Here is a 12,491-nt window from a genome sequence, read left to right on the forward strand (position 1 = left end):
GTTATTCAGAAAATATCGTTTTTGCAATAGCAACAATGCTCGCTCGGTACACCCATGCCTACACAACCAATAATCAGGAGATAACACCTATGCTTACACCAAAAAAATCGTTGACCTTGTTGGTCACAGCAATCTCGCTAGCCGCCACCGGAAGCGTATTGGCGCAGACGCCCGCTGGATATCCTGCGGACTATAACAAGATCATTGAAGCGGCAAAAAAAGAAGGCAAGGTGGTGATTTATAGCGCCACTGATTCAAAAGCAGCCGAACCGCTGATCAAGGATTTCAGTGCCCTTTATCCAGGTATTAAAGTCGAATACAACGATATGAATTCGACCGAAGTCTACAACCGCTTTATCTCCGAGGCCGCTGCGGGCGGCACGACCGCGGATCTGCTGTGGTCATCCTCAATGGATCTGCAAGTCAAACTAGTGTCCGAAGGTTACGGTGCTGTGTATAAATCGCCGGAAGTGGGTGCGATTCCAGCTTGGGCGAACTATAAAGACACGGCGTACGGCACAACTTACGAGCCAATCGCGATCGTCTATAACAAGCGTCTGGTACCGGCCGATGAAGTTCCTACTTCACACGCGGCATTCACAAAACTGCTGACCACCAAAGCGGATAAATATCGTAATAAAGTCACCACTTACGACATCGAAAAATCGGGCGTTGGTTTCTCTTTCATTACCCAAGACGCACAAGATAATCCAAAATTCTGGGAACTTGCTACGGCACTTGGCGATGTTGCGGTGCGGGTTCAGTCTTCTACCGGCACGATGCTGGAACGGATTTCATCGGGTGAAAATCTGATCGGCTACAACATGTTGGGTTCATACGCGCTCAGCCGTGCAAAGAAAGACCCTTCGTTAGGGGTGGCGTTCACCACCGACTATAACCTGGTGATGTCACGCGTGGCGTTTATCAACAAATCGGCGAAAAATAGCAATGCGGCTAAATTGTGGCTCGATTATCTATTGTCGAAACGAGGACAAACTATCGTCGCCAATGAAGCACAGTTATTTGCGATTCGTAGCGACGTAACCGGTCCCTCAACAATGTCAGAGTTGACCAAGCAACTTGGCACGGCACTCAAACCGATTCCTGTTAGTCCAGCGCTGTTGCAATATCTGGATCAAACCAAACGTCTAGCTTTTCTGAAGCAATGGAAAGCGGCGGCGGGTAAAAAGTAATCTCTGGAATGTGACTGTTCGCAGCATTTTGTTCAAACTATTTAATAGCAAACTGCGCTAACGGTCGGTATCTCGCGCCTTTGCCAACTTTTACTTTTCTCTAACTGACTCTATCTAACTGATTTCTGAAAGTCGACCAACTGTCGTGTCCCTTACCAGGCGCAGGACGGAAGGTCACTTCACGTCTAAATTCTGAAGAGCGGTTGGTATTTGCGCTGATTTCACACGCCGTTCGCACGGGGATCACGCTTTTTTGGCACTCATTTTTTATCTGCATTCTGATCTGGACTGTACACACTATGCACACTCTTTCTGCTTCACATTCGCTAGCGCGCCGCACGTGGGCAGCGTGGCTTTTTCGCCTGAACTGGCCGCGCGGGCTGGTGGTGACACTGACCGCGCTGGCCGTGTTTGTCCCGCTGTCACTGATCTTTTATCAAAGCTTCTTGTCAGCACCCTTTTTTGCGCCGATAAAAGAATTAAGTCTGGAGCCGTATCGCTTTATATTTGACGATCCGGATTTTCGGCAGGCATTTGCTAATGGCATGATGCTTGCCGCCGGTCTTGCGTTGATTGCGGTGCCATTGGGCGGCATGTTGGCGTTTTTGATGATCCGTACTGACCTTCCCGGTCGTAGCTGGATCGCACCGTTGTTGCTTGTTCCTATTTTTGTCTCGCCGATGGTGATCGGTTTCGGTTATGTCGTATCGATGGGGCCGGTTGGCTTTTATACCGTCTGGGTCAAAAACCTGTTGAGTCTGGTTGGATTTGAAGGCGATCCGTGGAATGTGTATGCGTTTCCCAGCATTGTTATCATCGCTGGCCTGACCCATGTGCCGCATGTTTATCTGTATGCGTCCGCAGCACTCAAAAGCTTGGGTGCAGATGTCGAAGAAGCAGCCCGCGTCGCTGGTGCCTCGCCGCTTCAGGTTGCGCTGAATGTGTCTCTTCCGATGATCACGCCAGCGCTGGCGTATGCCGGTGTTTTGGTATTTTTCCTGGGCTTTGAAGTATTCGGATTGGTACTGGTATTGGGCGATCCTGAAGGTCATCTGGTATTGCCAACGTATTTATACAAACTCACCAACAAGCTCGGAACGCCGTCTTATCATTTGATGGCGGCAGTCGCCGTGTGTCTGGTTGCGGTTACGTTTCCATTAGTGATGATGCAGCGTTGGTTGCTGCGTTCGGCCAACAAATATGTCTCTATAAAAGGGAAGGGCGCACGCCAGAAGGCGCTGCCACTTGGAAAGTGGAAATGGCCTGCGTTTGCACTCATCGCGATGTGGATCATTTTCACCATCGTGATACCTCTTTCGGGTATTGCCTTACGTGCATTTGTGTCGCATTGGGGTTACGGCGTTTCGCTGGTAGACGCATTTACTGTGCAACATTTCATCGATGTCTTTGAGCAGCCATCGTTGATGCGCGGAATTCTTAATACTGTATTGATCGGCGTCATTGGCGGCGGTATCACGGTGGCCTGTTATTGCTGCATTGCATTGGCAATGCATCGCAAGCCGGACGGCATTACACGCTTTCTCGATTACAGCGTACTGGTCCCACGCGCCGTGCCGGGATTGTTGGCTGGTCTGGCATTTTTGTGGGTGTTCCTGTTCGTGCCTTCGGCGCTCAATGATGTGTTCAAGGGTCACGATAACTTCTTTGCGCACTGGATGGTAGATAGCGTGATTCCGGTCATGCGTGAACTACGCTCGACGATCTTTTCAGTATGGCTTGCGTATTCGGTTGTATGGCTGGCTTACGGCATGCGCCTGATCACCACAGCGCTATTGCAAGTAGGACCGGAGCTGGAAGAAGCCGCACGTGCAGTCGGCGCACGACGCGGTCAGGTCACCCGTCATATCACACTGCCGCTGGTACGTTACGGCTTGCTCGGCGCATGGCTGATGGTGTTTCTGATTTTTGAGCGCGAGTATTCCACTGCCGTCTATCTGCTGTCGCCGGGTACTGAAGTGATCGGTGCATTGATTGTCTCTTTATGGGCTTCGGGTTCGGTCGATCTGGTGGCGACGCTTTCTTTCATCAATATATTTTTAGTGGCTATCGGCCTCGGTATCGCGCTGCGCTTCGGCGTCAAGTTGCACGATTAAACCATCTTATTCAGGAAACGTATCATGAGCGAATTAAGTGTCAACAATCTCTATCTGGACTACGGCACCGGAGCCAGTGCCAATCAGATTTTAAAAGGTGTTTCGATGGAATTACAACGCGGCGAAGTCGTTGCGTTGTTGGGCCCATCCGGCAGCGGAAAAACAACATTGCTGCGTGCTGTCGCGGGACTCGAATCACCAAAATCCGGCACGATTCAAATCGGTGAACGTACCGTTTTTAATGGCAACGGCAAGCTGGAAATACCTGCCGAAGAACGTAATCTCGGTCTGGTATTTCAGTCGTATGCATTGTGGCCGCACAAAACCGTATTTAACAATGTCGCTTACGGTTTGCAGTTACGAAAAATGGGTAAAACCGACATTGCCGAGCGGGTTAACAACACCTTAACGCAACTGGGTCTGGGTCATCTTGGCGAACGCTTTCCGCATCAACTTTCCGGTGGTCAGCAACAGCGGGTAGCGATTGCGCGCGCTCTGGTTTACAACCCGCCAGTTATTTTGCTCGACGAACCACTATCGAATCTGGATGCCAAGCTGCGCGAAGAGGCGCGTGCATTTTTGCGCGAGCTAATCGTGCGACTCGGCCTGTCTGCGCTGATGGTCACGCATGATCAGGCCGAAGCGATGGCGATCTCGGATCGCATCCTGTTACTCAATAACGGCAAGATCGAACAGCAAGGTACGCCTCAAAGTATGTATCAGACCCCGGATACACTTTTCGTCGCCGAATTCATGGGTAGCAATAATCAATTGCCGGCAAAAGTGCTGCAGCGTGACGGTGATCTGGCGCTGCTGGAAGTGGAGGGCGGCACGGTAAAAGCCACTGCACGTGGTAGCAACAACGGCAAAGAGGCAATCGGGATCATTCGCCTTGAGCAGGTGCGCATCTCCAGCGAACCAGTCGAAAACGCCATCAAACTACCTTTATCCACGTGCATGTATCTGGGTGATCGCTGGGAATGTCTGTTTAAGAATGGTGACGCCGTAGACACCGTAGGACTGCGTGCTTACGCCAACCACCGACTTGATCCGGGCGAGTACTGGTTGCAGTTGCCGCAAGAGGCGCTGTGGGCATTTTAATGACTGAGCGCTGTTAATCAGGGCCGCTAATGAAATGACATTTTGTCGGTTCCTTAGATGTTATGAAGCTTTTTTGTAGTCCCACCGTTGTCCCATCATTGCCGCTGTAGATGGCAAGAAATTTAAGCAAATCACTAGAGGAAGACGAAATGAAAAGAAGTTTATTCGCCGCAGTTGTACTCAATACCTGTGCGCTGACCGCTTATGCGCAAAGCAGCGTTACCGTGTACGGACTGATCGATACTGGTGTGGAATACACCAACAACGCCAATGCAAAAAAAGATGGCGTCGTCCGTCTAAGCTCGGGTGCCATGAACACGTCGCGCCTTGGATTTAGAGGTGCTGAAGATTTAGGCGGCGGTTTGAAAGCCATATTCCAATTGGAAAGTGGTTTCAAAGTCGACACCGGCGAATTTGATAGCCCAGGTACATTGTTCGGTCGTCAGGCAAACGTCGGTCTGGAAGGCGCCTTTGGTCGGATTATTGCCGGTCGTTCATACACGACGACGTACGACTTTATTCTGCCGTTCGATTTGATGGGTTACTCGGGCCAATATTCCTGGGTTACGTCCGGCAATGCAACCGGTGGTCGCAAAGATGGGATGATTACCAACGCGGCCAATATCATTAAATACCAAGGTACTTTTGGTGGCGTCAAACTCGGCGCAACGTATGGATTCGGCGAAGTCGCTGGCAATAATAGCGATAGCGCTAAATACGCACTTGGCGTGGGTTATGTCGTTGGCCCGATCAGTCTGGCAGCGGCTTATGATCGCTCGAACGGTGCTGCCGTTCCGGCATTACGGAACGATTACGACAAAGCCACCAGCATTCATCTAGCTGGATTATATCAATTGAACGACGACTGGAAAATGAACCTCGGCTATCGCAATTACAAAAAAACACTGGCCAACAACGGTGCGGATTTGCGTAGCGACATGTTTTGGGGCGGCGCCAGCTACCGCGTGACGCCGGTGTGGACCCTGATTGGTCAAATCTACTATCAAAATATTAAAAATGTCGCGAGCGGCAAAGATGCCGACCCGATTATGTACTCTGCACGCGCCAAGTATGCCTTGTCAAAGCGTACGGACTTGTACCTTAGCGCCGCTTACGCCAAAGCCAAAAACAACCAACTGGTTGGGGTGTCTCGCGACGATGCTGGATTTAGTAATAGTCAGACCGGCGTGATTGGCGGTATTCAACATCGCTTCTAAAAACCAATCAAACAGATAATTCTTCCGCTGGAAAACACGGTTAATGTTTTTGAAAGTGTTTGAATCTGACTCTATAGTATCTGATGGAAGCCCGGTTGTAGGTTGATCGGGCTTTACCAATTGACGATTGGCGGAGCGAAATACCGCTTAAATCGATTCAAAAACGCCAGCAATGCGATTTTTCTGAACCTTATCCCAGCCAAATACTTTGCCGTTCATCGCCACGTAGACGCCATGCGGCAAAAATTGTGCGACGCCACAGGCAAATCCCAGATTAAACAGCGCATCCGAATTGGCAATCTCGTACGGAATCATGGCACCCGTGACCACGATTGCTTTGGCGAGATTGGCAGCACCCAACACCGCGGCGGTATCCTGCATGGTGTCGGTGCCGTGAATGATGACGATTGCCTCTTCCACCGCGTGCGTGCATGACGCCAGCACCCGGCGGCGGTCAATGTCTTGCATGTCGAGCGAATCCAGCAATGGCAATTCTTCCAGTTCTAGGTCTGCAGTGATGCGCGCGCGTGCAATCACTTGCGGTAAATGGCTGGCGGCAAAAGTCAGCTTGCCAGCGATTTCGTCATAGTGCTTATCAAATGTGCCGCCGGTGGCGATGATGCGGAGTGCCATACGCGTTAACTTTCCTTTTTTGGTGGCTGGGTATGTTGGTCATTGGTATTAGTGCGCTGTATTTCACGACGACCGGCTTTACGTCCACCGCGCCGTGAGAACAGATAAATCAGGTAAAGCAATATTAAACCGCCGAGACCCATTCCCCACGGCAGCAACGCTATTATCGGTGACGTGGGACCGCCCTGGCGTTGTATTTTTACCTGATCTGCCGTTATCGTCGCACCGTCCGGATTGCCGTATTGCTTCAGAACATAATTGCTCAATAAGGCAATCTGCGGATCAGTCAGATGTTGGGCAAATCCCGGCATGAAAGCCTCGTCGCTCTTTCCGTTGCTCTTTCCGTTACGTGACACGCCGTTAAGGATCACCATGAGGAGATTGCTCGGGTCCCGCGCGCCCACCACGGTGTTGTGAAATAACGATGGATAGTAACCACCCACTACGCCGGAACCGCTGGCTGAGTGACAGCTCGCACAATTTCCACTAAACAACTCTGCGCCACCGGACGCGACAATACTATTCGATACTAGCGCGATACCGCGTAAATCTGCGTCATCTTGGGATGGCGCTCCCCACGCGTAGCGCGGCTTGAGATCGCCTTCATTATGGATCGCCGGAACGCTGCGCAAATAAGTCACTATCGCCTTCACATCGGCATCGGTGAGATATTGCAGGCTGTGTTCGATCGCCTCGGCCATGCCACCGCCAGCGGAAGCTTTGTCTGGCACCACGCCGGTTTGCAAATATTGCACCAGTTCGGCGTCCTTCCAGCCGCCCACACCGCTGACGGCATCCGGCGTAATGTTATAGGCTGTCCAGCCACCCAATTGGGCACCGCTAAAGGCGAGCTTGCTATTGACGCCCATCGTGATATTGCGCGGGGTATGACATTCCTGGCAGTGCGCCAGTCCTTCAACTAAATACACGCCACGGTTCCATTCCACACTTTTGGCGGGATCGGGCTGCCAACGTCCTGGTGTGAAATTAAACAAATTCCAGCCCGCCAGCAATTCGCGCTGATTGAGTGGAAACGGTAGCTTGTTTTCCGGTGTTTTTTGGTTAATGGCGGGCAAACTGAATAAATACGCCTTGATTGCTAAAACATCGTCGCGTGAAAGTTTGGTAAATGAGGTGTACGGGAAAGCGGGATAGAGGTGTTCGCCGTGCTTTCCGATACCGAGATGCAGCGCACGGATAAACTCTTCGTCAGTCCAGGTGCCGATACCGGTTTCTTTGTCAGGCGTAATATTCGGCCCGTAAATGGTGCCGAATGGCGTCGCTAACGGATAGCCACCGGCAAACGGCTTGGCTTTGTCTACGGTATGACAGGCGATACAGTCAGCAGCTAGCGCCAGATACTCTCCGCGCTTGATCTGATCGGCACTGCTGGCCGGATTGGTCGCCGTAGCCATCGCTGCCGCCGATGCGCGTGAAGTCCCGTCAGACACCACCACATCGGCCGCCACCTGCGGTACCGACGTGACGACAGCCGCAATCGTCACAGGCAAGACTGAGTAAGTTGCCACACCCAAAGCGATGCTCATCGATAACGACACTAATAAGGATTTAACATAAGGAGCCGTTTTCATAGGACTGTCCTCAAGGTATCAGCGATGCGCAACGATAAGGCGGCAAGGGTCAGCGTGCAATTGACTGTTCCTGCAACCGGCATCACGGCGCTGCTGGCGATGAATAAATTTTCGTGATCGTGCGACCGGCAATGGGCGTCAACCACCGAATCGCGTGGATCGCCGCCCATAATCGTGGCACCCATAATATGGTTATTCGGGGCGAAATCATCCTCGAATTTGACCTCGGTTCCGCCAAACATGGCGGCGATACTGGCATAGGTTTCATGCGTCAGGACCGCGCTTTTTTTTACATAATCATCGATGGCGTAGGTAATCTCAGGTTGCGGAATCCCAAGCGCGTCGCGTTTTTCAGTGCTGGCGCGTATGCGGTTATCGGGATTAGGCAAAATATCGTGGAAACTGTTGAGATTGACAGTGCGGGCTGCCCGACGACGAATTTCTGCGTCCAGTTTTGAGCCGACCAATCCTTGCTGCAACGCAGCCTGCGCTGCGTGATTGGTCTGCGCCATGTTGTTTAAATGGAGTTTTTTACCTGCATATTCTGATCGAAAAGCGCCATCTCGCATATCGACTATGGACGTCATTTCAATCGGCCCACGTCCCGGCCACATGTCTTCGTTGGCAAGAAAAGTAACACCCGTACCGGGATGGTCCATCAAGTTGCGACCAACCTGATCAGAACTGTTGCCCATGCCATTCGGATGTTTATCATCGGTCGAAATCAGCATTAACTTTGGAATTTCAATACCATTTGCCGCCAGCACAAAATATTTTCCCGTCACTCGGTAGGTCGTGCCATCGGGATCTTTGTAATGCACCGCCGTGACATGGTCCTTGCTATCGACTTCGATACGGTACACCACGGCGTTCGGTAGCACTCTGGCACCAGCTTGCTCCGCTTTTTCGACGTGAATAATGCCGCTGTACATAGCGGCAATCGGGCAAATCGGCATGCAGTTATTGTTGCCGCAGCAGTTGGGACGTGTGTCATAGACGCGACTATTACGTGCCACCGGTTCAGACACCACTTTGTGACCGTTAGCATTGACGACGGCGCTAAAGCGCTGGTCATTCCACGACAACGGCAGATGATCCATTGGATACGGCTGCCTGCGCGGGGAGCCAAGATCGGTGCCATCGTTAGGGCCGGAAACGCCCAGTTCTACTTCAGCACGATAATAATAAGGCTCTAATTCGTCGTAGCTGATCGGCCAGTTTCGACCCACGCCGTAAAGATCTTTTATCTTGAAATCATTAGGCAAAAAACGCCATGCCGCCGCCGCCCAATGCCATGTCGTACCGCCGACCGCGCGGATGTATTGCGAGTTGTATTTATGCTCGCCTTTAAGGATCAGATAATTGTTTTCTGGCGAGTATTCTGGATGCGGCGCGTATTTGGTCGAAGGGTAAGGCGAGATGAAGTCATCTTTGCTGGCAGTATTGCGATAGTTTTCAACAATGCGCCAACGCTCCAGCCGTGGCCCGGCCTCTAACACCAGCACCGAGATGCCAGCCTTCGCCAATTGATGCGCGACCAGCGCGCCAGCCACGCCGGAACCGACTACGACGACGTCTGCAGATAAATTATCAGCCATCCTTATACCCTCGCTTTCATGGCCACTAGTTGCGCGGGCTTTTTCACCCAATAGCCGGGAGCAGCACGACAATAAGTCGGCACCACCACGGCATCGCGTACCGGATCAAACATGAGGGCTTGATCAAATGCAATCACTTTTGCCTGCACGCCGCTACCAACGACACCCAAATACCAGGCACTGACGATTTGATGCAAAACCTTGCTCAGGTCAGCGTTATCAGCAACCGCTCCAACCAACGCATCAACATCATTGATTTTTTTGATCTGCACAAATTGCCATAGATCAGCGGAATGCTTTTCGAACTCAACGAATTGCGCACTGAGCACCGCATAAAGGCGCGCGCTGACTGCCGAATTAGGTTTCAGTTTGGCGGTAAGCAATGCAGATAAGGCAAGAAAATCACTCTGCTGCTGAGTTTTCAGATTAGGTGCTGTGGTGACGCTAGTTGTTGTTTGCGCCGAGGCTTGCTGTAACCAGCGTGGCAGACTTATCACGGCAAAGCTTGCACCCGCCAGCAAAAACAGATCGCGTCGATTAAGGCGATAGGGCGATGTAGTAACGCTTAAATCATTATAAGGGGTTGCATGCGTGTCGCCAGGAAGGTTACGCTTGAGGAATTGATGGTCGCTTTGATGGCTACCTTGATGGTAAGCGCGATTATTATCCGAATTATCAAAATGACTATTGGATGGACCGTCTGGTTGATTGTTGGCTGGCGTGCCGTGTTGGCTTGATCGTTGGTCGATTGAGTGATCTGGACGTGGCTTCATGTGGCGAGTCCTTTCTGCCTTGTGGATGATCCGATTATACTGACGGGAGCTTTTTAATTGCGGGACCTTTTGCTAACATTTTTAGATGACATTTCCCTTTGACTTTCATTAATGCAATTTAGTTCATGAAACCTATAGCCCCCGGCACAGTCATCTTTCATCGCTATCGTGGATATGGCGTTATCGTCACGGTCAATTTGCTGACCGGTTGGATTTCGGCGCGTTTCGGTAGCGAAATACGCACGCTTGATCTAAATTTGTCCTCGGACGAGATCCAACATGCAGATGGCGAACCGATACTGTTTCGACATGCCCCGCCGGATCGGATGCCGCATGCGCGCCTGATGGCGATGCTGCGTGAGTTACACAACGCCGGTTATCAGCGTTTGTATTTATACACTTGGCCGAAACCCTCCGGCATGCATTGGCGCTGGCATTTATTTTGTGGCCGCCATAACTGGCTGGAGCGACCACGACGCGAGGGATGGTATGGCTCGGGCGCTGATTACAACTTTAATCCGATTCTGGGATGGGGCGACAATCCCGGAGCCTCGGCCAGTGAACTTGCCAGTTCACTGGCGCAATTCGACCCGCAAGGCTTTGCACAAGCGTTGGGCGATGATGAAGAGCACACGCGTTGGTTCGCCACGATTTGTGATGCGTTATTGCCGGATTATGCGTTTAGTCTGGCTTGGGATGCGAACGGCGCAGGCGGGCACGCGGCAAAGGCTGCAAGCATGCCGGATAGCTTGCCGGTTATCCCGGTCCGTAGCGGAGTACCGGAATACAGCGGACCGGCATTGCCGTGGCCGCCAGGATGGGCAAGGTTGTGGCACGGCGCCAGACGCACCGAGATACAGAACAATATCATCACGCTTAAGCTTTACGATTAAGCGCGGCGGTCTATAGTTAGCGATTCGCTAACGCAGCAGGATTTAATACGTTCTCTGGCGTATCGTTAGCGAAGTCCACGACGTTCTGTAGCGCAGTACGGAAATATAATTCATACCCGTCTTTTTCTACGTATCCTAAATGCGGCGAGGCCAACACGTTGTCCATTTTTAGCAAAGGGCTATCGTGCTTCAAAGGCTCGGACTCATACACATCAAGCGCCGCAAAACCGGGGCGTCCTTGTTGCAGTGCTGGCAACAAAGCGTCAGTCGCCACCAATTCGGCACGGCTAGTATTAACAAAAATCGCGGTCGGCTTCATACCTGCTAAATTTTCTGCTGTGACGATTCCACGGGTTGCCTCGTTCAAGCGCAGATGGAGCGACAAAACATCCGCTTCGGCAAAGAACTGCTCCTTTGAACTGGCGACCAGATAGCCATCTTCCAGCGCGGCAGCACGGCTGGCATCGCGGCCCCAGATCATCACGCGCATACCGAATGCTTTTCCATAACCGGCCACCATACGACCAATTTTTCCGTATCCCCACACCCCTAACGTGCGCCCTTTCAAGGCAACACCGAGACCGTTGAATTGCGGTTCTGACGATGCCGTTTGCCACAAACCTTGTTGTAAATTATGCACGTATTGCGGTATCCGTCGTGCCGCCGCCATAATTAATGCCCAAGTCAATTCAGCTGGTGCAGTCGGGTCACCAGATCCCTCTGTAATGGCAATATTTAACGCTGTAGCGGCGTCTACATCGATGTGACCACTTACTTTTCCGGTTTGAGAGATGAGCTTCAAATGGGGTAATTTTTGTAGTAGCGCTTTAGAAAGTACCGTCCGCTCACGAATGAGAACCAAAACCTCAAAACTGGCGAGACGTATCGCTAACTGGCCGCTTCCACGCGCAGAGTTGGTAAATACCTTCACTTCATGATCTTGTAATAATGCAAAACATTCGAGATGTCTGACGGCATCTTGATAATCGTCAAGTATGGCTATTTTCATATTATTTTTCGCGAGGAAAGATTTGAGGGAGTCATAAATTCACGATCTCGTAATAAAGCAACGGCATACGCAAAACCGCAAATACCTTACTACATTAGTTGGTCATTATTACTACAATTCGAGTGTACAATTAATACCTACTTGCCAGTAATTGCCGATCTGCACCATAGAAAAATAACATAAACACACCGATAAAGGGATGGTACAGCATCACAGTTTAATGCTCGGCAAGTTTGAAAAGAGTCCATTTTTACCGAATATAGAACACAGATAAAACACATGCTTTTGTTTTAAAAGATAAAAAACCAAAGTTAAGTAGCGTCGCCGCCAACCCGAGAATATTGCCGGCCAGTGATCATGAAGCGGCG

General features: G+C 51.1%; 10 protein-coding genes. 5 read left to right on the plus strand and 5 right to left on the minus strand.

Annotation, left to right across the window (positions count from 1 at the left end; genetic code table 11):
* Positions 1-89: 89 nt before the first annotated feature.
* The 4 genes from RGU75_RS07290 to RGU75_RS07305 all read left to right on the plus strand — a co-directional run bounded on the left by RGU75_RS07290 (position 90) and on the right by RGU75_RS07305 (position 5,625).
* Complete coding sequence (locus RGU75_RS07290) at positions 90-1,193, plus strand: ABC transporter substrate-binding protein (protein ID WP_322234461.1); 1,104 nt, start codon at positions 90-92, stop codon at positions 1,191-1,193.
* Between the two features lie 299 nt (positions 1,194-1,492).
* Positions 1,493-3,307 carry an iron ABC transporter permease gene (locus tag RGU75_RS07295; protein WP_322234464.1) on the plus strand — a complete coding sequence of 605 codons (1,815 nt, stop codon included), beginning with the start codon at positions 1,493-1,495 and terminating at the stop codon, positions 3,305-3,307.
* A 24-nt stretch (positions 3,308-3,331) separates the two neighbouring features.
* Positions 3,332-4,408 carry an ABC transporter ATP-binding protein gene (locus RGU75_RS07300; protein ID WP_322234467.1) on the plus strand — a complete coding sequence of 359 codons (1,077 nt, stop codon included), beginning with the start codon at positions 3,332-3,334 and terminating at the stop codon, positions 4,406-4,408.
* A gap of 149 nt (positions 4,409-4,557) precedes the next feature.
* The gene (locus RGU75_RS07305; RefSeq protein WP_322234469.1) at positions 4,558-5,625 is read left to right on the plus strand and encodes a porin; all 1,068 of its coding nucleotides are present in this window, start codon (positions 4,558-4,560) and stop codon (positions 5,623-5,625) included.
* A 147-nt stretch (positions 5,626-5,772) separates the two neighbouring features.
* Here the strand turns inward: RGU75_RS07305 and RGU75_RS07310 are convergent, their stop codons facing one another.
* Genes RGU75_RS07310 through RGU75_RS07325 form a run of 4 tightly spaced genes read right to left on the minus strand, consistent with a single transcriptional unit; the run spans position 5,773 to position 10,221 of the window.
* Entirely contained in the window at positions 5,773-6,258 is a 486-nt protein-coding gene (locus tag RGU75_RS07310; RefSeq protein ID WP_322234471.1) for an asparaginase domain-containing protein, read from the minus strand.
* 5 nt (positions 6,259-6,263) lie between these two features.
* On the minus strand, positions 6,264-7,850 hold the full coding sequence (locus RGU75_RS07315; protein WP_322234472.1) for a cytochrome c: 1,587 nt from the start codon (positions 7,848-7,850) through the stop codon (positions 6,264-6,266).
* The gene (locus RGU75_RS07320; RefSeq protein ID WP_322234475.1) at positions 7,847-9,448 is read right to left on the minus strand and encodes a GMC family oxidoreductase; all 1,602 of its coding nucleotides are present in this window, start codon (positions 9,446-9,448) and stop codon (positions 7,847-7,849) included. Before RGU75_RS07320 ends, RGU75_RS07315 begins: the two co-directional genes overlap by 4 nt.
* 2 nt (positions 9,449-9,450) lie before the next feature.
* Positions 9,451-10,221 (minus strand): sorbitol dehydrogenase family protein, encoded by a 771-nt coding sequence (locus tag RGU75_RS07325; RefSeq protein WP_322234477.1) that lies wholly within the window; start codon positions 10,219-10,221, stop codon positions 9,451-9,453.
* A 125-nt stretch (positions 10,222-10,346) separates the two neighbouring features.
* Here RGU75_RS07325 and RGU75_RS07330 point away from each other — a divergent pair, with 125 nt between their 5' ends.
* Positions 10,347-11,114, plus strand: a complete 768-nt coding sequence (locus RGU75_RS07330) for an L-asparaginase (protein WP_322234479.1) — start codon at positions 10,347-10,349, stop codon at positions 11,112-11,114.
* 16 nt (positions 11,115-11,130) lie between these two features.
* Here the strand turns inward: RGU75_RS07330 and RGU75_RS07335 are convergent, their stop codons facing one another.
* A complete protein-coding gene (locus RGU75_RS07335; RefSeq protein WP_322234481.1) occupies positions 11,131-12,123 on the minus strand; it encodes a D-2-hydroxyacid dehydrogenase family protein in 993 nt (330 codons plus the stop codon).
* Between the last annotated feature and the right edge of the window lie 368 nt (positions 12,124-12,491).

Source organism: Glaciimonas sp. CA11.2 (genome assembly GCF_034314045.1).
Lineage (GTDB): Bacteria > Pseudomonadota > Gammaproteobacteria > Burkholderiales > Burkholderiaceae_D > Glaciimonas.